Below are 22,867 nucleotides of genomic sequence, written 5' to 3' on the forward strand. Positions count from 1 at the left end.
TCTCAGCGATTGAAAGGCCGGTTGCGGGTGAAGAGGAGATAGAGCGCACGGGGGTTGGTGGTCAAGTAGCGCCAGAACAGGCGGCGCGGCTCGAGCCAGGTGCGCCAGGCCCACTCCAGCCCGATCTTCTGCATCCATTGCGGAGCGCGGGACCGGCTGCCCGACAAGAAGTTGAACAAGCCTCCGGACGTCTTGATGACGCCGACATTGGTGAGGAGCGGCGTGAATTCCTCGACGAATGCCTGCTCGTTGGGGACGCCAAGCGCGACCCAAAGATAATCCGGTGCGAGTGCGTTGATCTCCTCGACTTTCGCGCGCAGGGCGTCGCCGCGGAGATAGCCGTGGCTGCGTCCGATGATCTTGAGGTCGGGATACAGCTGCTGGACATTCTCGACCGCTGCCGCGTTCTCGTCCTCGCTGGCGCCAAGCATGTAGAAGGTGCGGCCGGCAGCTTCCGCCTTGCGCGCGACGACATGGAACAGGTCGGTGGTCGCGACCCGCTCCGGCAGCGGAAACCAGGATTGCAGTTTTGAGGCCGCCACCAGCGGCTGGCCGTCGGCATTGATGAGGTCGGCGGCGCGGAACAGGCGCTCGGTCTGCGGTTCGGTCGAGCAGCGTGCCAGCACCTCGCCATTGGCCGAGGTCAGGAACAGCGGACGGCCGATGCGATGCTCCGGATTGGTCGCCTCGATCATGAAATCGGCGGTCGCTTCCAGGTCGAGCGTGGCCATGCGAAGGCCGCCGACGGTGACCCGCGGCACTTCGGCGGTTGCAGCCCGTCCGTCCAGATTGACGCGGCGCTCAAGCATATTGTCTGCCTCGCTGGCGCGCTTGGGTTGCGGGGGTGAGCTCGTCGAGCACGACGCCGACGAGCTTGCGCTCGGCGGCGCCGAGCGCGGTCAGGATTTCTTCCATGCTGTCGTTGATGTCGAGGCTGGTCGGTAGCACTGCGACCAGCGCATCGGCGCCATCGATCAGCTTGCGGCCGGCGGCCGAGAACGGCATCGCCGGGCCGTCGAGGATCACGAGGTCGTAGCCGCCGGCGGAACGCGCCTGCGCAACCGCCTTGCGGATGGCTTCCGCAGCCTTGCCGGCGTCGCTCTCGGCAGCCGGGAGCACCGAGATGCCGTTGATCGTCTTGATCTCGCGCGCGGCCTTGCTGCCGATCGAGAGCCAGCCGCGCGCGCTTGGCTCGCTCTTGCCTGGACGATTGACCTTGTTCGAGAGCGAATGTGCCAGATGGTCGGCATCGATCATCAGCACGCGGGCGCCGTCGCGTGCGGCGGCGAGCGCGAAGTTCAGCGCGGTCACGCTGCGCCCGGTGGTCTCGCCGGTGCCGAGCAGCGCGACGACAGGCATTGCCTTGCCGCCGGCACGCCGGGCCACGGCTGCGCGCATGTCGCGCCAGGCATTGAGCAGGCTCGTCAGGGGGAAGCCGGGGCGCAGCGTCGGCCAGCCCAGCCGTGTCAGGTCGACGCCGCCGCCGGTGGCGAAAATGGCCCCGAGCGTGTGGATGACGTCGGCCTCCCGGAGACGCGCGATCAGCGGTTTTTCGATCAGGGGCCTTTCGGGTATCGCGGGTTGCAGCGGTGGCGCGGCAAGTTCTGGTGGAGCCTGAGCAACTTCCGGAGATCGCGAAACCTGTTGAGGCCGGGCAATCTCCGGAGGCCGCGACGTTTCTGGAGTCCGGGGAGCCTGCGGCGCCGGTGTGCGTTCACGGCGGGCCGGCGTGGGCGCGCCGGCGAGCAGCAGCTCGGCCGCGACGAACCAGCTTGACGCGGCGATGGCGCCGAAGACGAAGCCGATCATGGCGAACAGGCTCATCGCCGGCGGGAACGAGCGCCGCTGCGGCACGGTCGCCTCGCCGATGACGCGGGCCGCCGAGGTGTTGAGCGTCTCCTGCTCCTCGGTCTCGCGCGAGCGCTTGAGGAAGGATTGATAGACGTCGCGGCTGGCATCGGCCTCGCGCTCGAGCTCGCGCAGGCGCACGGCGGCCTGGCTGAGCTGCACGCTCTGCCGCTTCTGCGCTTCCAGCGCCCGGTTCAGCGAGGCCTCGTAGTCGCGGGCGCGGGTCAGGTCGTTCTTGGCCGACTGGGCGAAGCGATCGATCTCCTCGCTGATGGTGCGCTTGAGATCCTCGACCTGCTTCTCGGTCTGGCGCAGCGCCGGATGGCGCGGGCCAAGCTCGCCGGTCTGCTCCGCGAATTTCTTGCGGGCGTCGGCATATTGCGCGCGCAGATTCGCGATGGTCGGCGATTGCAGGGCCTCGGAATTCGCACCGGCATCCGCCGCCGTGCGCCGGCTCGCCTCGATCTGGTCGAGCCGGGCCTGCGCGTCCATCGTCGCCGCGCGCGCCGCGGAAAGCCGCTGGTTGCTCGCGGAGAGCTGCTGGTCGCTGATCAGCGCGTCCTGGGTGCCGACGAAATTGTTTTGGGCCTTGTAGGTCGCAAGCGCCGTCTCGGCGTTGCGCAGCCGCTCGCGCAGCTCCTTCAGGCGGCCGGACAGGTCGCTGGTGGCGCGCCGTGCGGCCGAAGCCTGCGAGTTGCGCGACTCGGCGAGATAGGCGCTGGTCAGCGTGTTGGCGAGCATCGCCGCCTTGGCCGGATCGGTCGACCAGACCTCGATGTCGACAATGAAGCTCTTATCGGTCTTGCGGATCGTGATGTGCCGGTTCAGCGCGTCGAGGGCCGAGAGCTGTACGTCTTTGATGTCCGCGGCAGAGGGCGCGCGCGGTTGCAGGCCGATCAGGCCCATCAGCGACGACATCAGGCTCCTGGCGTCGCCGCCGCCGAATTCCGGATCCTTGTCGAGATTGGCTTGCTGGATCAGCTGTAACAGCACGCTGTTGGACGTGATCAGGCGCGCCTGGCTCTCGACCACCATGGACATGCCGGAGACGTCCTGCGCGCGCGGCGTGAGCTCGCGATCGACGAGCTGAAGCTCGCGGGGGTCGACATAGAGCTGGGCGGTGGCGGTGTAGCGGGGCGTCAGGCTTTTGCCGATGGTGACCGCAAGCGTTGCGCCAAGCAGGGCGGCCGCCGCAATCGCGATCTTGCGCCGCCAGAGCAGGTTGRCGAGCTCCAGTACGTTGAAGCCGGTCGGCGGCCTCTGTTGCGGGGCCTCCGGTCTGCCCCGATCTATCGGCTGGTTATAGTCAAGCATGATCCCCAGCTTCCATTCCAACTGCCGCGGGCTGAGGGGTTACTCTTCGCTCTACGCCACGCACCCGGGATATAGGGGGCCAATCAACGCAACAGGGAAAATTAACCATACCCGTTGAGGGACTATTCACCGAAATGGCAAACAAAGCGTTTAAGCGCATGCCGCTCGGCGCGTCGTTGTGGCGCCTGTGATGTGCCGGTCCCCCAGAGATTAACGGTTCGTTACTGCGCGCGGCAGCGTGGCGGCAAGGCGCCGCATGTCCGGCGATTGGCCGCGCGCGCGTCATGGGCTTCAGCGCCTTCGCAGGATGACGTGATAGTCACCGCGGCGGACGTCGGTGCCGCGTGGAAGCACGGCGTTCATCACCGCGGCACCGGCATCGACGAGGGCGGCGAACAGCGGCTTGCGCTGGCGCATCTCGGGATAGCGCGGGCTCTCGACCTCGCGGCGGTAGATCATGTCGAGGCCATTGGCGGCCGCGAACGCTTCGAGCTTCGACAGCGTCACCAGCGGATGGAAGAAGGTCGGGAACGGCGCCTCGCCCGGCAGGCCGGCGGTCTTGATGCCGCGGATGTTCCGGTAGAACCAGACGTGGAACCAGTGCGGCGAGTATTTGGTGACGACGCCGGACAGCGAGCGCGGATTGGGCGCGCCGATCAGGATCATCCCGCCGCGCTTGAGCGCATCGCGGAAGTTCAACAGCGCGGCTTCGACGTCGGGCAGGTGCTCGATCACGTTGTAGCAGATCACGACATCGAAGGTTTCGGGACCGAAGCGATAGCTCTGCACGTCGCCGAGGATCGCCTCCTGGGCGTAGGTGTTGTTGCGGATCTGGTCCTCGTCGATGTCGACGACGGTGACGTGGCTGCGGCTGAGCACGTCCACGGGCAGGAAGCTGCTGGAGCCGCCGCCGGCCTCGTAGGTGGCGAGCCGGCCTTGCGGCAGCCCACGGCGCAGCACGTCGTGAATGGCGAGCAGGCTGTCACGGGCCTCGCCGGGGACCAGCTCAAGCAGCGCCCGGGTGTGCGCGGGAGCGTGGGTCTCGGTCGCTGTCGCGAAATCGATCGTGGCTGGCTTGTTCATGCTTTTTGACCGCGCTTGTTCGACTCAAATTTACAGGAAAAATCTCACATGCCCGAAGAGCAAATCCGATGCCGCGGCGTCTCACCGGCCACGGTGCTTACGGTCGGGTTAATGCGCACACGCGTTAACTACAGCATCTTCCGTATCGCGCCGTTGCCGGACGATGGACTGCAAATTGCAATATCACGCGCGCATGGTCTCGCTGTGAAAACATACGAAGGCGGTTAAGCGTATGGTGGTAGGTCTGCATTGCCGGGATACCCGTGGCGTGGCGCCGTTTTGCGCGTCGCGCAGGTCGCCCATTTTGGGACGCATCTGTCCCGCGCGGCACTGTGCCGCTGCGGGACGGTGCCGGTGCATGCAATCGGCGCAGGGCTTTTTCAACATATCTCGGGCATCTAGAACGCCATGACGCTGATCCCGACAGACCTGTCCGCCGATCGGATCTCGGACGCCGTGCGCGATCCCAATCGCGAGATCGCGGCGAGTTCGCGCGTCATCGACCTGTCGGTCGGCATCGTCGTCTGTATCCCCTGCTTCCGCCGCCCGCAGCATCTGCGGCTGACGCTGGAGTCGCTCGCCAACCAGCGCACCCCGCGCTCCTTCGCGGTCGTCATGGTCGAGAATGACGCGGTGCATCGCGAGAGCGCGCCGGTTGCCGCGGAATTTCTCGCCGCCGGCAGGCTCCAGGGCATCTGCCTGGTCGAGCAGCGGCAGGGCAACGTCCAGGCGATCAACGCCGCGTTCGACACGGCGCAGGCGCTGTTTCCCGCCGCGACCCGCTTCCTGATGATCGACGACGACGAGATCGCCTCGCCCGACTGGCTCGAGCTGATGGTTCGCACCTCGGAGGCGACCGGCGCGGACGTGGTCGGTGGACCGGTGCTGCCGGTGTTCGACGACGACAGCCAGCCCTGGCTCGCGCGTCACCCTGCCTTCTGTCCCGCCTATGATTACAGCGGCGCGGTGCCGCTGATCTACGGCTGCGGCAACTGCCTGATCACGCGCGCCGCGTTCGAGCGGTTCGACCGTCCAGCCTTCGATCTGCGTTTCAATTTCCTCGGTGGCGGCGATTGCGATTTCTTCGTGCGGTGCCGCGATGCCGGCATGACATTCCACTGGACGGCGGAGGCCGTCATCACCGAGACCGTGCCGCAAAACCGCACCAGCCTCGGCTGGATCGCAAAGCGCGGTCTGCGCATCGGTGCGATCAATTATCGCGTGCAGTACAAGGCCGCGCGGAGTGCGGCGACGCGGGCGCGGGTGTTTGCGCAGATGCTCGGACGGTTGCCGCTGTCGCTGGTTCGCATGGCCGGTCTGTTGACGACGTCGAAGGCGGTCGTCGCGATGCATCCCGTGATGGTCTCACTCGGCGCTGCGCTCGCGGCTTTTGGCGTCGAGCCGAAGCCCTATGAAGCCTCGAAGATCGCGTCCTGACGCCGCGCCGGCTGCCTAGATGCCGAAATAGGCCAGCGCGATCCTGACCGCGGACCGCGGCATCGCCGTGAGCGACCGCCGGCCGACCATGCCGAGATAGCCGAGGGCGTCGCGATATCTGCCGTAGCGGACCGCCTGCGTGGCCGAATAGGTCATGAGATGAATCTCGGCGGCACGGCGCAGCCGGGGCGTTGCGCCCGCGGGCAGTTTGAACAGGATCAGTTCATCGCTGAAGATGCGCGTGACCGCCGGGAAGAAATCCCGCGGCGTCCGCACGGCCGCATTCATCGTGTTGGCCGTGTGCAGTCGATAGTCGAGCAGGATTTCCGGGACGAATGCGAACTCGCCGATCGCGGCAAGGCGACACCAGCAGTACCAGTCTTCGCAATATCTGAGCGACGTATCGAAGCCGCCGGTTGCCCGGAACGAATCGGCATCGACGAGCGTGATGCCGCCATTGACGATGAAGTTGCCGCCAGCGAGCCGCTCCAGCACGTTGCCGGACGGCTTGCGGCGTCCCTTCAGCAGGTCGCGGCGGCCGATCGGCCGGCCCTCGCTGTCGATCGTGTTGTAGTCGCCATAGACCAGAACCGCGCGCGGCGTGGCGCGGGCGGCCCTCAGCAGCGTCGTCACAGCGCCGGGGCGCAGGCGGTCGTCGGCGTCGAGGAAGATCAGCCAGGTGCCACCGGCATGTCGCGCGCCGAGGTTTCGCGCGGCCGATACGCCCGCGGCGTCATTCGTCATCAGGCGCAGCCGCGGATCACGGATGGCGTGGACGATCGCGACGATGTCGTCGCTCGAACCGTCGTCCACCACGATCACCTCGGTGACGTCGCCCTGCGCCAGCGCGGTTGCGATGGTCTCGCCGATATAGGCCGCGGCATTCTTCGCGGGAATCACGACGGAGACCGACGCGTTCGAAATCATCGGCAGCCAGGCGCGCGCGTCCTCCGCCGCGGGCGCGGCGGCCGGCAAAACGAGCATGTCGTCGGCGATGGTCAAGCGGCGGCTCGTCCTTAATGATCTGTTAACCAGGCGGCGCCGCGAAGCGCAGCCTCGGCCGTTGCGGATGATACTCGCATCGCGGTCAATTGATTGCTGCGAAAGCCCGGGCGGCGCCGGTTTCGTAGATTAGTGTTAAGCGGGCGGCGTTAAGTCTGTCGCTGGTTTCGAGAGGTGCGACAGCCGGTCCCATGCGACAAGGCGGACCTGACTGCCGCGGATGGACCCAGTGCCCGCCAAGACATACGACTACGATCCCGACGACATGGTCCTCAACCTCTTCTACGAGGACAAGGACGACCGCTGGTTTCCCGGCGACCGGCATCTGCGGCGCATGGTGCGCCGCATGCTGCTCGGCGAGCCGCGCATGAGCGGTCAGCTTCGCGTCTTTCTCAATCTCTGTGCCGGGCTCGACCGGCTCGGCATCCGCTACCGCGTCAACGACTACGGCTACATCGCGCAGCACCCCGAGGAAGTCGCCTGCATCATCGGCCGCACCTTCCTGCTCGACAAGTTCGCGTGGAAGAACCCGATCCTGCTCGGGGTTGCCGCCCACAATCATCCGCTCGACGATCCCGACCTGTTCAAGCGTCTGCCGGTGAAGAAAGTCGTGGTGCCCGGCCCGTGGTACGCCGACATGTACCGGCCGTATTGGCCCGACACCGAGGCCTGGCCGATCGGCATCGATACCGATCTCTGGGCACCGTCGCCTCCGCGCGACAAGACCGTCGACGTCCTCATCTACGACAAGGTCCACTGGGATCGCGAGCGCTACGTGCCCGAGCTGGTCGAACCGGTCCGCGCGCGGCTCGTCAAGGAAGGCCGTTCGTTCACCGAGCTGCGCTACGGCAGCTACAAGGAAGAAGACTATCAGGCCGCGCTGGCGCGTTCGCGCGCGATGATCTTCCTGTGCCAGAACGAGAGCCAGGGCATTGCCTATCAGCAGGCCCTGTCCTGCGGCGTGCCGGTGCTGGCCTGGGACCCCGGCGGCCCGTGGCGGGACCCCGATTATTTCCCGCACCGCGTCCAGTTCGCGCCGGTGTCGTCGGTGCCCTATTGGGATGCGCGCTGCGGCCTGAAGTTCGCCGACCGCGACGGCTTCGAGACGCGCTGGGCGGAGTTCTGGGCCGGGTGCACCGACAAGACGTTCGATCCGCGCGGCTATGTGCTGGACAATCTCACGCTGGAACAGCGGGCGCTGCAATATTACGAGATCGCGCGGAGCATCGTGCGGCAGCAGGCCGTGTCGCGCGGCTCCGGCGTGCTGGTTGACGGATGGTTAACGGGGATGGGCTAAGACCTGAAGCTTCCCCGGCTTCACCACACCGGCCTTGAGCCATGGATCGCAACGCCGCTGACATGACCGACGTCGAGGCCCGATCGCACGGCCACGCCCTGCGCGGTGCGCTTGCGGGGCTGAATGTCGTGCAGGCGGCGCGCTGTCTCGTCGCGGTGGTGGCGCTGTTGCTGGTCCTGGTCACGCTCGATCCCTTTCCGGACCTGCGCAGCGAGGACGTTGCCAACGTCGTCGGCGGGCGGATGGCGCTGACCTACGTCTCCTTTGGATTGCTGGCTGCTGTTGCGGTGCTGTTTGCCGTCGCCACCGACGCGCCTTCGCTGAAGAGCCTGGTGACCCCGCTGCACCTCTGCTTCATCGGCTGGATGCTGATCAACGTCGTCTTCTCCGAGAGCCGCGAGGTGTCGATCCAGCGGTTCGTGCTGGCGGCCAGCGTGACCTCGCTCGCGGTGCTCCTGCCGTTGCTGCCGCCGACGCAGCGGAGCTTCAATTTGTGCCTCGGCGGCGCGGCCCTCGCGCTGCTGGTGCTGTGCTATCTCGGCGTCGTGCTCGCGCCGCAATATTCGATCCACACCGCGCTCGACATCACCGAGCCGCAGCTCGCCGGCGACTGGCGCGGCAGTTTCGGCCACAAGAACGTGGCCTCGCCCGTGATGACCATCCTGGTCTATGTCGGCATCTATCTTGCCGCCGTCGGCTCGTTCGTGATGGGGCCCGTGATCGCCGTGCTTGCCGGCATCTTCCTGATCTTCACCGGCGGCAAGACGTCGTCGGTGCTGTGTCTGGCCATCTACGCCCTCGCGTCGCTCGTCTATGTCACGCGAAGCCTGTGGCTGAAGCGGATCATCTGTTTCGTGCCGCTGATCGTGATGAACCTGCTGACGATCGGCAGCGCCGCCAGCCCGGCTCTCGGGGCCATCACCCGGATGCTTCCGGTCGATCCCACCTTCACCGGCCGTTCCGACATCTGGGAATTCGCGCTCGCCGCCGTCGCGGAAAAGCCGATCATCGGCCACGGCTACGCGTCGTTCTGGGACGACGTGACCGCGCGGCAGACCGCCAAGGGCGCGGAATGGGCCGTGACCGCGGCGCACAGCCACAACAGCTATCTCGACCTCGCCATCACCATCGGCCTGCCGGGGCTCGCGCTCGTCATCCTCATCTTCGTTCTGGCACCGCTGCGCAATTTTCAGGCCGTCCAGGCTCACAATCACAGCGCGGCGCTGGGCAAGCTGTTCCTGACAGTGTGGCTGTTCGGCCTGTATTACGGGACGACCGAGACCTTCCTGCTCGAACGGCAGAATCCGATCTGGTTCATGTTCGCTCTCGCTGTGGCGGGGCTGCACTTCCTGGCCCGGTTCCAATGCGTCGAGCAGACCGAACCCGATCGCTGACAATTTGTCGCAGCGGCGCGTTTCAGACCGGGACAAAGACACGGCGAGCGGACTGCCGGTTGCGGCTTAACGATAAGCAGCGACGTCACTTGTGATCTGCGACAAAACATAATCTATCTGGAAATATTCAGTAACTGTATGCCCCTGTGAATGACGTTTCTCAGCCTCGAGCAACTAGATGGTCGGGTGTCCAGCACGTCGGGAATCTCGGTCGATTTCTTGCGTGACTGGCAGCAGGCCGCATCGCGCCTGCACGCTGGCCATCGCACCGCATTCCAGCATGGTTACTGGCTCGGCGCCTGGTACGAAGCGTTCCACGGCGTTGCGCCGCTGATCGCCGTGATCTCCGATGTCGCCACCGGCAAGGACATCGCGATGGTGCCGATGATCAGCCGCATGCGGCGCGGCATTCGCGTCGTCGAATTCGCCGATCTCGACATCTCCGACAACAACGCGCCGATCCTGGCGTGCGACGCCCCGCTTGATGCGGCCGATACGCGTGCCATCAGCGCGGCGCTGGTCGATGCGTTGCGCACCTTGCCCGACCGCTTCGATCTGTTGCGCCTGAAGAAGATGCCGGCCGATGTCGGCGGCAAGCCGAACCCGCTGGTGTCGCTCGGCCGTATCGGATCCTGCTCGGTCAACGGCAATCTCGTGCTGATGGGTGACGACTATGCGGATTATCGGGCGTCGCTCCGGCGCCTGCAGCTGCCGCGGTGCTGGCGTGTCTTCACCCGTCTTGGCAGCGCGCGGTTCGAGATCGCCACGGATGTCGAGCGCGCGCGCGAGTTCCTCGATGTGATGGACGTCCAGCAGGAAGAGCGGATGAAACAGCTCGGCTCGCCGTTCGTTCTGAACGACGACGTCCACGCCCGATTCTATCGCGAGGTGGCGCGCCAGGGTGTTGCCGAAGGCTATGCCGTCGTCTCGGCGCTGGTCTGCGACAAGGGCATCGCCGCCACCACGCTCGGCGTCAGATACGGCGCGACCTATTTCCTGCTGCGCATCAGTCATACCGGCAGGACCTGGGCGAACTTCTCTCCCGGGCTGCTCGCGACCGAACGCACCATGGAGGCGCTGCATGCGCAGGGCGTGCGCCGCTTCGATCTCAGCATCGGCAATCAGGATTACAAGCGCCGCCTCGGCGCCGAGCGAACGCCGCTGACCGATGTCAGCGTCGCGCTGTCCTGGCGCGGCATGCCTTACGCATGGCGCGATCATGCCGCGCAGGGGCTGCGGCGCTATCCGAGGCTTGCTGCGTTGGCGGCGCGCGCGATGGGCAAGGACGCGCAATAGAACGCGCAAAGCCCTGGGTTGCCCGGGTCATTCAGCTATCGCAATGGTCGTGATATCGTCGCCTCAAATTCTTGGAGGCGACATGGAAGACCGTTCGGAAAAATATCGCGCGTTTTATGCACAGTTGATCTGCGCCGCGGCCAGGACCACGGATCCCCGTATCGAGCAGGCCTTTCGTGCGGTCAGGCGCGAACCCTTCGCCGGACCCGGGCCGTGGTCGATCTGCCTTGGCGGCCACCCCTACGTCGTGACGCCCGACGATGATCCCGCCTTCATCTATCAGAACACGCTTCTGGCGCTGGACCCGGCACGCGGCATCAACATCGGCATGCCCGGAGCCCATGCCTATTGGCTCAGCGGTTGCAGCGTGCGGGAAGGCGAGAGTGTGATCCAGATCGGCGCGGGCAGCGGCTATTACACCGCCATTCTCGCCCATCTCGTCGGTCCTGGCGGCCGCGTCCATGCCTACGAGATCGACCATCGTCTGGTGGCACTGGCGCGCGAGAATCTAAAGGACGTCGCCCACGTCGAGCTGCATGAGCGGTCGGGCATCGCGGCTGATCTGCCCAGCGTGGACGTGATCTATGTCTGTGCGGGCGCGGCGCAGCCGGCCACGGAATGGCTCGAGGCGTTGCGGCCCGGCGGCCGGCTGGTGTTTCCATTGGCGCCCGAAGGTGTGCACGGCGGCATGTTGATGATCACACGGTCGCAAGAGGGCGCGGTCTGGCCCGCCAAATTCCTGGGCCGGGCCCAGTTCATCGGCTGCGCGGGACTTCAGGATCAGGATGCCGCCCGGCGATTGACCGAGGCGTTCTCGCAGGGATGGGAGCGCGTGCAATCGTTTCGGCGAGCGGGCACGCCCGACGAAACCTGCTGGTTTGCCGGCGATGGATGGTGGCTTTCGACCGCGCCCGCGGCCGTGCCGGCGGTCAATATTGAGGCGCACGCAGACATCTCGCAGACCTAGCGCGGCCGGCGCCGCGCATTACGACCCCGTGCCCCGGCGCTGACAGCTTTCAGCTCATCGCTTCGTGACGCCGTCGCAAAAATCATCGAGCAGCGCGCGGCCCTGCGGCCAATCGCCTAGCCCGCTCGACGCATTGATGTGGCCCAGTGCGCCGACGACATTCAATCCGGACTGCCATTCGCCTGCCCGTCGCCGTACAACGTCGAGCGCGCTGTAGGGATCATCCGTGCTTGCAATGATGAGCGAGGGGAATTGCAGCGGTCTCGTCGGAGCGGGTTTGAACGAGGCGGCCGCAGCGGGAAACAGGGCGCCGTCCGGGTCGGGGACGGACACCAGGAATGCTCCGGCAATCGTCGATCGGGTGCGTGTCGCCCAATGTGCCACCAGCAGGCAGGCCAGGCTGTGCGCGACGAGGATGGGAGGCTGGTCGCACCTCTCGATCGCTCGCTCCAGGGACTGCGTCCAGTCATCAAGCTCCGGCTGATCCCAACTCGCCGGCCGAAATCGCGCGAAGCGCGTATCGGCCACTTCCCAAATCGTCTGCCAGTGGGCGTCTCCGGAGCCCCCGATGCCGGGCAGGGTGATCATTTTGCGCATGCGTGTCTCGTGATATCTGAGGTGACTGCGCAGTGTGATCGATCCGGGTCGTGCATCACATGGCAAGTCATCGGTGGAAGCGATCATCTGCCGATGATCTCAAGGTTGAATGGAGAATTCGCTTGGATCGTTTTGGGAGTGTTGACGGCAAGGACCTCAGGATCTTGGAGGCGCTCCAGGCGAATGCCCGTGTGCCCCTGTCCGAGCTCGGCCGTTCGGTTGGATTGTCGCAGCCCGCCATCTCCGAGCGCGTCAAGCGCCTCGAGGAAGCCGGCATCATCGAAGGCTACGGTGCCAGGATCAATCCGCGCGCGCTTGGGCTTGGCCTGATGGCGCTGGTGCGGCTGCGAACCTCGCACGAGCACATCAAGACCTGCCTGAAGAAGTTCGGCGAGATTCCCCACATCATCGAGGTCCACCGGGTGACGGGCGAGGATTGCTTCGTGCTCAAGGTCCTCGTACCGGCGCCGGAGGATCTGGAGACGATCGTGGACCGAATTGCCGGCTTTGGTGCCGTTACGACGTCGCTCGTGCTGCGTAGCGAGCCGGTGCGTCCGATCGGTCGTGAACTCATCAAGAAGACCGGCTAGCGTACCGCGATCATGCCGTCTCGCGAAGATCTCACGATTTCGTGCACCCGGCGCAATGAAATCGGCCGCGCGAGGCGCGGAACAGGCTGCGGCAGTACCAGCGCCGCGCAAGCGCCTGGGCTGGCCTGCGGATCATCTGCGCAATCAACAAGAGTTCGAAAGCCATTCGTATCGCTTTTGGTCAAATATCCCTGAACACGTAGATGGGGCGGCATTCCCGAAAGAGAATGCCGCCCGCGTCGCATCAGCCATGCGGTCGATCGTCAAGCTTAACCGCACAGCTCAGCCATGCAGCTTAGCCATGTAGTTTCTTGGCGGTCTCCGCGATCTGACGGCCCTGATAGCGCGCCCCGGCAAGCTCGTTGGCGCTGGGCTGGCGGCTGCCGTCGCCGCCGGTGATCGTGGTGGCGCCGTAGGGCGCGCCGCCGGTGACCTCGTCGAGCTTCATCTGGCCGGCGAAGCCGTAATTCATGCCGACCACGACCATGCCGAAATGCAAGAGGTTGGTGATGATCGAGAACAGCGTCGTCTCCTGGCCGCCATGCTGGGTCGCGGTCGCGGTGAAGGCGCCGCCGACCTTGCCGTGCAGCGCGCCCTTCATCCAAAGCCCGCCGGCCTGATCGAGGAAGTTCGCCATCTGCGAGGACATCCGGCCGAAGCGGGTGCCGGTGCCGACGATGATCGCGTCGTAATTGGCGAGGTCCTCGATCTTGGCGATCGGCGCGGCCTGGTCGACCTTGTAGTACGAGGCCTTGGCGACCTCGGGCGGCACCAGCTCCGGCACGCGCTTGATGTCGACGGTGACGCCGGCTTCGCGCGCGCCTTCGGCGACCGCATTCGCCATCGCTTCGATGTGGCCATAGGCGGAATAATAGAGGACGAGAACTTTGGTCATGGTGGTCTCCGTTGTGATCGATGTTGATGTGCTTGTAGGATCGTCATTGCCGGGCCTGACCCGGCAATCCATCGCTCTTCAAGGACTCTTGCGAAGCCGATGGATGCCCGGCTCAAGGCCGGGCATGACGAGTTGGTGTGGGGGGCTTTACGCCGCGTCGACGAGCACGATCTCGGAATCTTCCAGAGCCGTGATCTTCAGTTTCTCCTCGTCGCGGATCGCGGCGCCGTCGCGGGCGTTGACGCGCACGCCGTTGATCTCGACTGCACCTGCTGCAGGCACCAGGTAGAGGTGACGCGACTTTTGCGGCGCGTACTCCGCGGTCTCGCCGGCCTTCAGCGTGGTCGCGAGCACGCGCGCGTCGGCGCGAATTGGCAGTGCGTCCTTGTCGTTCTCGTCGCCGCTCGCGATGGTGACGAGCTTGCCCGAGCGGTCTGCCTTCGGGAACGGCTTCGAGCCCCAGGTCGGCTGGCCGCCGCGCGCTACTGGCTCGATCCAGATCTGGAAGATCCGGGTCTTGCTCGGCTCGAGATTGTACTCGGAATGGCGGATGCCGCTGCCGGCGCTCATCACCTGCACGTCGCCCGCCTCGGTGCGGCCCTCGTTGCCGAGGCTGTCCTGGTGGGTGATCGCGCCCTCGCGCACATAGGTGATGATTTCCATGTTGGCGTGGGGATGGGCGGGAAAGCCGGTGTTCGGCGCGATCTCGTCGTCGTTCCACACCCGCAAGCTGCCATGGCCCATATTTGCGGGGTCATAGTGGCTTGCGAAGGAGAAATGATGCTTGGCCTTGAGCCAGCCGTGGTCGGCGCCGCCGAGCTTCGCGAAAGGTCTGAGTTCGATCATCTGAGTATTCCCTGCTTGAACAGTTGAAGTCCGGATCAGGCGCCGAAACCGCCGTCGACATTGAGCACCGTGCCGGTGACGAAGGAGGCTTCCGGGCTCGCCAGGAAGACGACGCCGGCGGCGACTTCCTCGGGGCGGCCGAAGCGCTGCAGCGCGTGCTGCTTGCGCTGGGTCTCGGCGAACTCGCCGCCGTCCTTCGGATTCATGTCGGTGTCGATCGAGCCCGGCTGCACCACGTTGACGGTGATGCCGCGCGGGCCGAGGTCGCGCGCCGCGCCCTTGGTGTAGCCGACGACAGCCGCCTTGGTGGCGACGTAGTCGGCGAGGCCGGGGAACGAGGCGCGGTCGGCGAGCATCGAGCCGACGGTGACGATGCGGCCGCCTTCGCCCATCAATCGCGAGGCGGCGCGGATCGCCGCGATCACGCCGTGCACGTTGATTGCATCCTGACGCTCCAGCGCTTCGGTATCTGCACTGGCGTCGTCGGTCGCGCCGCCGCTGGCGACGCCGGCATTGTTGACGAGGATGTCGAGATGGCCGAATTCCTTCGCGACGTCATCCACGAGCTTGGTGACGTCCTTGGCCGAGGCCTGGTCGGCCTTGAAGGCGCGCGCCTTGACGCCCCTGGCCTTCAACTCCGTGACGACCGCTTCGGCCTTGTCGGGCGAGGCGACATAGCTGATGGCGACATCCGCGCCCTCATCGGCGAGGGCGCGGGCAGAGGCCGCGCCGATGCCGCGCGAGCCGCCGGTGACGAGGGCAACCTTGCCTGAGAGCTTCTTGGTCATTGGATTTCTCCATTCCCTGAAATTGCGATTGCCCTTGGATATGCCCTCGCCTGTGGTATAGAAATAGAAACTGTTGAAACGCATTGTTTCCTTAAATGGACCTATCGGACCGGCTCCCATGGCAAAACTCCCCGATTTCGAGGCGCTCGCGATTTTCGCAAAAGTCGTGGAATTACGGTCGTTTGCGGCGGCCGCGAGCGAACTCGCGATGTCGAAGGCGACGGTGTCCAAGGCGGTGACCCGGCTGGAGGAGCGGCTGGGCGCGCGGCTGTTCAACCGCACCTCGCGCCGCCTTGCATTGACCGACGCCGGGCACAAGCTGGCCGAACGCGCCACGCGCCTCCTCGCCGACGGCGAGACGGCGGAGAACGAGGCGCTGGCGCAGTCGGTGGCGCCGCGCGGGCTGGTGCGGCTCGCCGTGCCCATGACCTTCGGGGTCAAGGCGGTGGCGCCGCTGTTGCCGGAATTTTTCGAGGCCTATCCGGAAGTCTCGGTCGACCTGCACCTGAGCGATGCGACCATCGACCTGATCGGCGAGGGTTTTGACATGGCGGTGCGGATCGCGCGGTTGCCGGACTCGTCGCTGATCGCGCGGCGGCTCTTCACCATGCCGCGCTTCACGGTGGCGGCGCCGTCGTACCTCAAGCGCCACGGGCGGCCGACGCATCCGATGCATCTAGCCGAGCACAAATGCTTCAGCTACGCCTACCTCACCACGCCCAACATCTGGCACTACACCAATTCCGCCGGCGAGCAGGCCAGCGTTCGTCCGGGGGGACAGCTCCGCGTCAACAATGGCGAAGCGGTGATGCCGGCGCTGATCGCCGGCCTCGGCATCGCCGAGCTTCCCGAATTCATCGTCGGTGAGGCCATCGCCTCCGGCGAGGTCGAAGTGATCCTGAAGGACTGGAAGCAGGCCGAAGGCGCCGTGCACCTGGTGACGCCGCCCGGCGGCCCGCGCCCCGCACGCGTCGAGGCGCTCGGCGATTTTCTCGCGGCGAAACTGCCCGGCACCTGCAAGCGGCGGCCTAAGAAGGGTGCGAAAGTGCCGTGACGTTCCTCGGTGGCACGGCGCGGTTCGCGCCTTTGCCCTCCTACAAGATCTCGCTAGTCTATCCTCCGAACGACTATCGTAGGGTGGGCAAAGCGTAGCGTGCCCACCATTCGGGCAAGAAGATCGCAATGCCTCAGTATCGCAGAGCCAAAGGCACCACGTTCTTCTTCACAGTTGTGCTTGCCGACCGATCAAGCACTCTGCTCGTGGATCACGTTGATCGCCTGAGACAAATCTACCGAACGATTCAGCAGCGGCGTCCGTTCGAAACCGTGGCGGTCTGCGTCCTACCCGACCATCTTCACGCCATTTGGGCCCTTCCAGAGGATGATCTCGATTTTTCGTCACGATGGAATTTGATCAAAGGCGGCTTTTCGCGAGGCCTGGAGAAAGGAGCACGCACGACAAGCAAATTGAGGAAGCGCGAAAAGGGCATCTGGCAGCGGCGCTTCTGGGAGCATGCAATTCGCAATGACGCGGACTTGGAACGCCACGTTGACTACATTCACTTCAACCCCGTGAAGCACGGCCTCATCGCGCGTGTGCGCGATTGGTCCCTCAGCAGCTTCCATCGCTACGTCGATCAAGGCACCCTTCCCGTGGATTGGGGAGGGGATATGCGGGACATTCCGGGGCAATTTGGCGAATGATGGTGGGCACGCTTCGCTTTGCCCACCCTACGGGATATCGCTAGGAAACTTTCACACCGTCGCGTGCGATAATTCGCAAGTTCGGCTTCAACGTCTCTTCCAGCTGCGACTTCAACTGATGCACCCGCGGGTCGGTCGATCGCGCCGCGCAGATGGCATATTGATGGACCGATTGCGCCAATGCGCGCCGGGCCTCGGGCGTTCGCGTCACGTTGGGGTTTGAAAGCTGCAGCACGATCGCTGCGAGATTCACCAGCATCTCGTCCAGGGCGACGTCGATGGTCGCAAGATTCCGCATCACCTACTCCCTGGGAGGGTAACAGCGAGTTCACGGATGCGTTCCGAGCGGGGCCGGATATGGTCAATGCTTCGTTAACGCCTTGTTCTTGCTGCGTGGCACGTTAGGCTGGCGAAACAAAAGAAAATCGGGGGGTAGGGGACCATGATGGATCGACGCAATCTGTTGCGCGCGGCTGCGGCATTGCCGCTGTTGCGGGCGGCTTTGCCGGACAAGGCTTTCGCCCAGGCCTATCCGGTGCGCAACATCACCATGATCGTGCCGTTTCCGGCCGGCGGCCAGGCCGATCTCGCCGCGCGCCCCGTGGCGATGGCGCTGGAGCGGGTCCTCGGCAAGCCCGTCATCGTCGACAACCGCGGCGGCGGCGGCGGCGGATCGGTCGGCAATGCCGCGGCGGCGCGCGCCGAGCCCGACGGCTACACGCTGCTGATGACGCTGTCCTCGCTCGCGGTACTGCCGGAGGCCGACCGGCTGTTCGACCGCCCCGTTGCCTACGAGGTCTCGCAGTTCATGCCGATCGCGCGCGTGCTGGCCGATCCCACGCTGCTCGCGGTGCCGGCCTCGGCGCCATGGAAGACCGCGCAGGATTTCGTCGAGGATGCGAAGAAGCGCCCGGGCCAGATCACCTACGGCTCGTCCGGGCCCTACGGCACGCTGCATGTGGCGATGGAGATGTTTGCCAGCAGCGCCGATATCAAGCTGCTGCATGTGCCGTTTCGCGGCGCCGGTCCCGCGCTGACCGCGTTGCTCAGCGGCACCGTGCAGGCGATCGCCGCCGCACCGGGCACGCTGAAGCCGCAGGTCGACGACGGCAAGCTGCGCGTGCTCGGCAATTGCGGCGCCCGGCGCATCGCGAGCTTCCCTGATGTCCCGACCTTTCAGGAGCTCGGCTACAAGGATGTCGAGATGTACATCTGGGCCGGGCTCTTTGCACAGAGCTCTCTTCCTGCGCCGATCGCGACCCGGCTGCGCGAGGCGATGGCGCAGGTGATGATGAGTCCGGAGGTGCTCAAGATCTTCGAGGCCTCCGGCAGTCTCGTCGCCTATCAGGACGCGCCGGAGTTCTCGCAATTTGTGGCGACCGACAGCGCGCGGCTGATCGCGGCGGTGAAGAAGATCGGCAAGGTGGAGTAGGGGGCCGCCTTAGAACTCGCTGCGGACCAGCCCCCGCAGCGTGTGCCGGTCATATCCCGGTGCGAACGCGCCCTCGTAGGACGCCTTGAACGATGTCGCGGTCGTGAGATCCCACCGGATCTCCGCGCCGGTGAGCGCGACCGTGCGCGCCCGTTCGACACCGGTGATCGCGAACGGAATGCCCGGCGCGCCTTCGAGGGCCGCCGTCGTGGTTGCGGCGCTGCCTGTGAACTCATGGCGCACGGCAAGGGTCGCGCCGAACTGCGCCGCGTGGCCGTTCGGCATCATCGTGCGGTGATTTGTGCGCAAGCCTGCCGTGCCATAGCCGACGTCGAAGCTGCCGCCCCGCACCAACTGGTTCACGCCGGGCGCGCCGGTTTCGGAAAGACTGCCCTGGCGTGTCGAATACCAGTCGGCCTTGGCGAACGGCTCGGCCGTAAAACCCCATCCGGTCTCGAACGGACGTGCGATGCCGAGCGAGGCGGCAAAGGTGTTCGCCCGCGAGGAGCCGGTCGCGGTTTCTCCCAGGAACGAGATCGTGCGCGAGGATTCGAGCGCCGCGAAGGAATAGCTGATCGCGGATGCGAGATTGAATCCGCCGCTCTCGCCACGCGCGTAGAAGCCGCCGTGGCCGGCATTGGCCTCGATGCTGTCGGCGCGGCCCGCCGTCCGCAGCTTGCCGGTCGAGGCGCCGACCGCGAGACCTGCGGTGAAGCCCGTTGTGTGCCACAGATCGACGCCGAGCGCGGCGCCGCCGACGCTTGCATTGGTTCCGAAGGCGATGTCGGTCGCCGCCACCCTGTCCCAATTGCCGTAACCGCCAAACCATACGCTCTGCGCGGGCCCGGCGCGGCGCGCGCCGAGCGCCTTGCCGATCGGGTCGGCCGGCACCTCGGCGTAGGAGGACACCGACATGCGCAAGGTCTCGCCGCGCGATTGCGTGCCGGCGTTCCACATGAAGCCCTGGAACGCATCGGCCTGGTCCACGGTGAAGCGGCGTCCGTCGGCGTGAATTTGTCCGGCGAGATCGTCGAGACCGGCCTTGATGCCTGATGCGTTGAGCGCGGCGAGCGTGTTGATGGCGGTGCCGAGCGGCCCGGATGCGCCGCCAGACTGCGCCTGGTCCAGCGCGCCGGCCACAGCCGCCTGGTTCGGCGTCAGGCCCGACAGCGTGCCGAAGCCGCCGATCTGTTGCAGCAGGAAGTAGACATTGTTGGCATCGTAGCTGAGCTGCCCCGAAACCAGCGGGCTGCCCGAGGTCGTGAGCGTCGCGAACGTGCCGTTGACCCCGACGGCCGCGGTGAGGATCGTGTATTGGGTGTTGGCGAGGAAGCCCGCGCCAACCGGAACGATCTGCACCGTGCCGCCATTGAGCGTCACTGTTCCGGTTGCCGCGATCTTGTCGGACTGGCCGGCGGCGTTGATCTCGACCTGAAAGGTCGAGCCGGCATTGAAGGTGACATTGCCGCTGACGTTGAGGGTCCCGATCGAATTGCCGGGGGCAACCGTGCCGCCATTGTTGACGACGATGCCGCCGACCGTGCCGGTGCCGCCGAGATAGCCGCCATTGACGGTGACCACCGACGGCAATGTGCCGTTCACGATCAGGCCGCCTGCGTCTACCGTCATCGCGCCGTTGAAGGCTGTGGCGCCGGTGAGTGTCCAGACTGAAGAGCCAGTCTTGGTCAGTTGCTCGAACTCGTCATATTGCAGGCCGGGGCTGAGAGTTCCGAGGTCGAACGTGGCGYTTCCGGTGCCGCCAAAATTCAGCGTGTCGGTGCCGGCGCCGCCGCGCACAAACCCGGTGATCGTCGAGCCGGGGGCGAGGGCGAGCACGTCATCGCCCCCGAACAGGTCGATCGCTCCGCTGCCACCGCCCGAGATGGTCCCGGAGTTGACGATGGTATCGATACCGGAAGAGCCCTGGATGGCGATGAAGAAGCCGCCGGAGATCGTGCCGGCATTGATGAGGGTGTTGCCGCCAGCAATGAACTGCACGCCGGTATGGCCGCCGGTGATCGATCCGCCCTGATAGACATTGATGACGTTCGCGATCGACGTTCCGCTGATTCGGAGCCCTGTCACGGTTCCTCCGGGGCCGGCCGCGGATCCCCGAACGTGGACGAGGTTGCCATTTGAATTATCGATGACGATCGCCGCTTCGGCGTTGCCTGTGCCCTCGGCAATCGCACCGACCGCGATCGTGACGCTGTTGTTGTTCGAGCCGTTGGACAGGAGGACGGCTCCGCTGTAGGTGGAGACCGTGGCCTGATTATTTATGGTCACGTTCGAATTCGACGTGCCGTCATAAACGATCGCGGGAATTCCGGCGCCGGGCAGGAGCGATGTCAACGTACCATCGCCGATATTGACCGTGACGTTGCTGCCGCCTGTGGCGTTGATATGGTCAGTATTGCCGAGGCCGGTGCAGGTCGCAACGTCACCCGGATTGAGCGCGCCGATGACGCCGGTGCCGGCCACGGTGCAGGCTGCAAACACCGGGCCGGGTGCCAGCGCGAGCAGTCCCCCGAGCATGATCGGCGCCAGCGTTGTAGTGACGAGCAGCCTGTTGCGCAGGACGGTCGCCGTCACGGCGTCTTGCGCGCGGGTCTGTATTCCAATCGGCATCGACAATTCCCTTGGGGCAGTTTCTGAACTGCTAGCGGGAACGCCGCGGCGCTTCTTGGAGTCATGCGAAACGCATTATGGCTCAAGGCGCAAGGACGCCGGTTTGCACCGGCCTGTTGCGGCGATGCCACGCACGGCCGGGCCGGCGGCGCGGTGCGTTGACGCACCAAATGGACAGAGCCGCAAATTTATATGGCTTGGCGCGCAACCTTGTTTGAGGTGCGTTGCACGCAGCCGCCAGCGCGATATTGGTATTCCGCTACACCAGCCTGGAGACGCGCGCCGATGGCGGCCGATGACCAATCGATCCATGGCGCGCCGCGCCTGGGCTATAGCGGCGACCCGAATGGGCCGGCCTATGAGATGTGGCGGGAGGAATTTTGCCGCCGCGTGATGGCAGCCGATCTTGCGCCCTTGTCCGACGGCTCTTTTCACTGCGACGTCAAAGCGGTGATGTTGCCGCAGGCAACGATATCCTTCTGCAACGGCACGCCGATCAGATTTATGACGCTCAACGCCAGCGACAATCTGGCGTTGCTGATGGCGCCGGATTCGCCGTTGCAAGCGGTCATGGGCCGTCGTGCGCTCGAAGTGGCGCCGCTGGGCATCAGTCTCATCGACGCCTCCATCAAGGGCGCATTCGTCTCGCAGCTCGAGAAGGGCGGCAACAAGGCCGCTTTGTTCGACCGCAAGACGCTGCTGTCTTATTGCCCCGATGCCGAAGACAGCGTTGCGCGGCCGCTCGATCATAACCCCGCGCTCACTGCGCTGCTGCATCGATATTACGACTTCGCGGTTCAGCACGCCCCGGGACTCGATGCGCTGGCGCAGCACGCCGTTTCGCAACACCTGATGGATTTGATGGTGCTGGTGCTCGGCGGCAGGCGCGACGCCACCGAACAGGCGAAGGAGCGCGGCCTCGCCGCGGCTCGGCTGGAAGCCATCAAGGCCGACATTCTGGCGCGGCTCGACGGCGGCCTCACGCTCGCCGACCTCGCGCGGCGCCATCGCGCCAGCCCTCGCACCATTCAATTGCTGTTCGAGCGCAGCGGCGTCACGTTCTCGGAGTTCGTGCTGGAGCAGCGGCTACTGCGGGCGGCACGGATGCTGCGCGATCCGATGCACCGGACGGGCAAGATCAGCGACATCGCCCATCTCTCCGGCTTCAACGACGTCTCGTATTTTCACCGGACATTTCGGCGGCGTTTCGGCATGACGCCGATGGACGCGAAAGCGCGGCACACGGAAACGGGCAAAAAGCCGTAGTCGGCAAAATCGAATAAGGTTCCAGCGCCGCTTTCACATTTTTTTGTTGGTCCAGAACCAGCTTGCGTCTCATTGATTGAAGAGAATTCGAGAGAATCGAGAAGGATCTGGACATGCGAGCAGAGCGGATGGCGCTGGGTTTGGCGCTTGCGATCGGCGGCATCGTCGCGCAGGGCGCGGCGTCCGCACAGGAATATCGCGGCACGATGGAACAGCAGATGGCCTGCACGCCGGATGTGTGGCGGCTGTGCAGCGACCAGATTCCGGACGTAAGCCGCATCACGGCTTGCTTGCAACAGAACACACCGCAACTCTCCAGCGGCTGCCGTGCGGTGTTCCAGTCCAATAACCAGATGCCGCCGCAGCAGCAGGCCCCTCGCAATCGCGCTGCACCGCCGCCGCGCTATAACAGTGCGCCGCCGCCACCTCCGCAGGCGCAACCGCGTCCCTATGACGATGACGACTAGCGCTCCCTGGCGCATG

The 22,867-nt window shown here is 65.4% G+C and carries 21 protein-coding genes; 11 read left to right on the plus strand and 10 right to left on the minus strand.

Translation table 11 applies throughout. The features are described 5' to 3' along the window. Positions 1–2 precede the first annotated feature (2 nt). The 3 genes from ACXJMY_RS01140 to ACXJMY_RS01150 form a co-directional block, all read right to left on the minus strand. Positions 3–809 (minus strand): WecB/TagA/CpsF family glycosyltransferase, encoded by an 807-nt coding sequence (locus ACXJMY_RS01140; RefSeq protein WP_456617473.1) that lies wholly within the window; start codon positions 807–809, stop codon positions 3–5. Next, positions 802–3,162 (minus strand): exopolysaccharide transport family protein, encoded by a 2,361-nt coding sequence (locus ACXJMY_RS01145; protein ID WP_456617474.1) that lies wholly within the window; start codon positions 3,160–3,162, stop codon positions 802–804. The genes ACXJMY_RS01140 and ACXJMY_RS01145 overlap by 8 nt, the downstream gene beginning before the upstream one ends. Positions 3,163–3,453: 291 nt before the next feature. Continuing rightward, the gene (locus ACXJMY_RS01150; protein WP_456617475.1) at positions 3,454–4,245 is read right to left on the minus strand and encodes a methyltransferase domain-containing protein; all 792 of its coding nucleotides are present in this window, start codon (positions 4,243–4,245) and stop codon (positions 3,454–3,456) included. Positions 4,246–4,653: 408 nt separating this feature from the next. Here ACXJMY_RS01150 and ACXJMY_RS01155 point away from each other — a divergent pair, with 408 nt between their 5' ends. Then, positions 4,654–5,682 (plus strand): glycosyltransferase family 2 protein, encoded by a 1,029-nt coding sequence (locus ACXJMY_RS01155; protein ID WP_456617476.1) that lies wholly within the window; start codon positions 4,654–4,656, stop codon positions 5,680–5,682. Between the two features lie 15 nt (positions 5,683–5,697). On the opposite strand, the gene ACXJMY_RS01160 is transcribed toward ACXJMY_RS01155, so the two are convergent. Further along, complete coding sequence (locus ACXJMY_RS01160) at positions 5,698–6,666, minus strand: glycosyltransferase (protein WP_456617565.1); 969 nt, start codon at positions 6,664–6,666, stop codon at positions 5,698–5,700. A 247-nt stretch (positions 6,667–6,913) separates the two neighbouring features. On the opposite strand from ACXJMY_RS01160, the gene ACXJMY_RS01165 reads away from it, so the two are divergent. The 4 genes from ACXJMY_RS01165 to ACXJMY_RS01180 all read left to right on the plus strand — a co-directional run bounded on the left by ACXJMY_RS01165 (position 6,914) and on the right by ACXJMY_RS01180 (position 11,638). Further along, positions 6,914–7,981: a glycosyltransferase gene (locus ACXJMY_RS01165; protein ID WP_456617477.1), complete on the plus strand. Its 1,068-nt coding sequence runs from the start codon at positions 6,914–6,916 to the stop codon at positions 7,979–7,981. A gap of 41 nt (positions 7,982–8,022) precedes the next feature. Beyond that, complete coding sequence (locus tag ACXJMY_RS01170; RefSeq protein WP_456617478.1) at positions 8,023–9,375, plus strand: O-antigen ligase family protein; 1,353 nt, start codon at positions 8,023–8,025, stop codon at positions 9,373–9,375. Between the two features lie 150 nt (positions 9,376–9,525). Further along, complete coding sequence (locus ACXJMY_RS01175) at positions 9,526–10,671, plus strand: GNAT family N-acetyltransferase (protein ID WP_456617479.1); 1,146 nt, start codon at positions 9,526–9,528, stop codon at positions 10,669–10,671. 82 nt (positions 10,672–10,753) lie between these two features. Further along, complete coding sequence (locus ACXJMY_RS01180) at positions 10,754–11,638, plus strand: protein-L-isoaspartate O-methyltransferase family protein (protein ID WP_456617480.1); 885 nt, start codon at positions 10,754–10,756, stop codon at positions 11,636–11,638. A gap of 54 nt (positions 11,639–11,692) precedes the next feature. Here the strand turns inward: ACXJMY_RS01180 and ACXJMY_RS01185 are convergent, their stop codons facing one another. Continuing rightward, entirely contained in the window at positions 11,693–12,235 is a 543-nt protein-coding gene (locus ACXJMY_RS01185; RefSeq protein ID WP_456617481.1) for an RBBP9/YdeN family alpha/beta hydrolase, read from the minus strand. A gap of 122 nt (positions 12,236–12,357) precedes the next feature. Between ACXJMY_RS01185 and ACXJMY_RS01190 the strand changes: the two genes are divergently transcribed. After that, positions 12,358–12,825 (plus strand): Lrp/AsnC family transcriptional regulator, encoded by a 468-nt coding sequence (locus ACXJMY_RS01190; RefSeq protein ID WP_456617482.1) that lies wholly within the window; start codon positions 12,358–12,360, stop codon positions 12,823–12,825. Positions 12,826–13,120: 295 nt separating this feature from the next. Here ACXJMY_RS01190 and wrbA read toward each other — a convergent pair whose 3' ends face one another. The 3 genes from wrbA to ACXJMY_RS01205 all read right to left on the minus strand — a co-directional run bounded on the left by wrbA (position 13,121) and on the right by ACXJMY_RS01205 (position 15,354). Then, positions 13,121–13,720 carry an NAD(P)H:quinone oxidoreductase gene (gene wrbA, locus ACXJMY_RS01195; RefSeq protein ID WP_456617483.1) on the minus strand — a complete coding sequence of 200 codons (600 nt, stop codon included), beginning with the start codon at positions 13,718–13,720 and terminating at the stop codon, positions 13,121–13,123. A 147-nt stretch (positions 13,721–13,867) separates the two neighbouring features. Next, on the minus strand, positions 13,868–14,566 hold the full coding sequence (locus ACXJMY_RS01200; protein WP_456617484.1) for a pirin family protein: 699 nt from the start codon (positions 14,564–14,566) through the stop codon (positions 13,868–13,870). A gap of 35 nt (positions 14,567–14,601) precedes the next feature. Further along, positions 14,602–15,354: an SDR family NAD(P)-dependent oxidoreductase gene (locus tag ACXJMY_RS01205; protein WP_456617485.1), complete on the minus strand. Its 753-nt coding sequence runs from the start codon at positions 15,352–15,354 to the stop codon at positions 14,602–14,604. Between the two features lie 118 nt (positions 15,355–15,472). Here ACXJMY_RS01205 and ACXJMY_RS01210 point away from each other — a divergent pair, with 118 nt between their 5' ends. Together ACXJMY_RS01210 and ACXJMY_RS01215 are read left to right on the plus strand one after the other, a co-directional pair. Continuing rightward, positions 15,473–16,408 (plus strand): LysR family transcriptional regulator, encoded by a 936-nt coding sequence (locus ACXJMY_RS01210; protein ID WP_456617486.1) that lies wholly within the window; start codon positions 15,473–15,475, stop codon positions 16,406–16,408. A 128-nt stretch (positions 16,409–16,536) separates the two neighbouring features. Next, entirely contained in the window at positions 16,537–17,058 is a 522-nt protein-coding gene (locus ACXJMY_RS01215) for an REP-associated tyrosine transposase (protein WP_456617487.1), read from the plus strand. Between the two features lie 40 nt (positions 17,059–17,098). On the opposite strand, the gene ACXJMY_RS01220 is transcribed toward ACXJMY_RS01215, so the two are convergent. Beyond that, on the minus strand, positions 17,099–17,356 hold the full coding sequence (locus ACXJMY_RS01220) for a hypothetical protein (protein WP_456617488.1): 258 nt from the start codon (positions 17,354–17,356) through the stop codon (positions 17,099–17,101). Positions 17,357–17,503: 147 nt separating this feature from the next. Here ACXJMY_RS01220 and ACXJMY_RS01225 point away from each other — a divergent pair, with 147 nt between their 5' ends. After that, positions 17,504–18,490, plus strand: a complete 987-nt coding sequence (locus ACXJMY_RS01225; RefSeq protein WP_456617489.1) for a tripartite tricarboxylate transporter substrate binding protein — start codon at positions 17,504–17,506, stop codon at positions 18,488–18,490. 9 nt (positions 18,491–18,499) lie between these two features. Here ACXJMY_RS01225 and ACXJMY_RS01230 read toward each other — a convergent pair whose 3' ends face one another. Beyond that, positions 18,500–21,118 carry an autotransporter outer membrane beta-barrel domain-containing protein gene (locus tag ACXJMY_RS01230; protein WP_456617490.1) on the minus strand — a complete coding sequence of 873 codons (2,619 nt, stop codon included), beginning with the start codon at positions 21,116–21,118 and terminating at the stop codon, positions 18,500–18,502. 285 nt (positions 21,119–21,403) lie between these two features. On the opposite strand from ACXJMY_RS01230, the gene ACXJMY_RS01235 reads away from it, so the two are divergent. Together ACXJMY_RS01235 and ACXJMY_RS01240 are read left to right on the plus strand one after the other, a co-directional pair. After that, positions 21,404–22,384 carry a helix-turn-helix transcriptional regulator gene (locus tag ACXJMY_RS01235; RefSeq protein WP_456617491.1) on the plus strand — a complete coding sequence of 327 codons (981 nt, stop codon included), beginning with the start codon at positions 21,404–21,406 and terminating at the stop codon, positions 22,382–22,384. 113 nt (positions 22,385–22,497) lie between these two features. After that, positions 22,498–22,851, plus strand: coding sequence for a hypothetical protein (locus ACXJMY_RS01240; RefSeq protein WP_456617492.1), 354 nt, complete (start codon positions 22,498–22,500; stop codon positions 22,849–22,851). Positions 22,852–22,867: the final 16 nt, after the last annotated feature.

Source organism: Bradyrhizobium sp. P5_C12, assembly GCF_054049735.1.

Coding starts and splice junctions, on each gene's coding strand:
- ACXJMY_RS01160 (WP_456617565.1), bottom strand. CDS start 6,666: ATGCTCGTTTTGCCGGCCGCCGCGCCCGCGGCGGAGGACGCGCGCGCC.
- ACXJMY_RS01200 (WP_456617484.1), bottom strand. CDS start 14,566: ATGATCGAACTCAGACCTTTCGCGAAGCTCGGCGGCGCCGACCACGGC.
- ACXJMY_RS01210 (WP_456617486.1), top strand. CDS start 15,473: ATGGCAAAACTCCCCGATTTCGAGGCGCTCGCGATTTTCGCAAAAGTC.
- ACXJMY_RS01240 (WP_456617492.1), top strand. CDS start 22,498: ATGCGAGCAGAGCGGATGGCGCTGGGTTTGGCGCTTGCGATCGGCGGC.
- ACXJMY_RS01175 (WP_456617479.1), top strand. CDS start 9,526: ATGACGTTTCTCAGCCTCGAGCAACTAGATGGTCGGGTGTCCAGCACG.
- ACXJMY_RS01180 (WP_456617480.1), top strand. CDS start 10,754: ATGGAAGACCGTTCGGAAAAATATCGCGCGTTTTATGCACAGTTGATC.
- ACXJMY_RS01205 (WP_456617485.1), bottom strand. CDS start 15,354: ATGACCAAGAAGCTCTCAGGCAAGGTTGCCCTCGTCACCGGCGGCTCG.
- wrbA (WP_456617483.1), bottom strand. CDS start 13,720: ATGACCAAAGTTCTCGTCCTCTATTATTCCGCCTATGGCCACATCGAA.
- ACXJMY_RS01140 (WP_456617473.1), bottom strand. CDS start 809: ATGCTTGAGCGCCGCGTCAATCTGGACGGACGGGCTGCAACCGCCGAA.
- ACXJMY_RS01220 (WP_456617488.1), bottom strand. CDS start 17,356: ATGCGGAATCTTGCGACCATCGACGTCGCCCTGGACGAGATGCTGGTG.
- ACXJMY_RS01170 (WP_456617478.1), top strand. CDS start 8,023: ATGGATCGCAACGCCGCTGACATGACCGACGTCGAGGCCCGATCGCAC.
- ACXJMY_RS01155 (WP_456617476.1), top strand. CDS start 4,654: ATGACGCTGATCCCGACAGACCTGTCCGCCGATCGGATCTCGGACGCC.
- ACXJMY_RS01225 (WP_456617489.1), top strand. CDS start 17,504: ATGGATCGACGCAATCTGTTGCGCGCGGCTGCGGCATTGCCGCTGTTG.
- ACXJMY_RS01235 (WP_456617491.1), top strand. CDS start 21,404: ATGGCGGCCGATGACCAATCGATCCATGGCGCGCCGCGCCTGGGCTAT.
- ACXJMY_RS01185 (WP_456617481.1), bottom strand. CDS start 12,235: ATGCGCAAAATGATCACCCTGCCCGGCATCGGGGGCTCCGGAGACGCC.
- ACXJMY_RS01150 (WP_456617475.1), bottom strand. CDS start 4,245: ATGAACAAGCCAGCCACGATCGATTTCGCGACAGCGACCGAGACCCAC.
- ACXJMY_RS01215 (WP_456617487.1), top strand. CDS start 16,537: ATGCCTCAGTATCGCAGAGCCAAAGGCACCACGTTCTTCTTCACAGTT.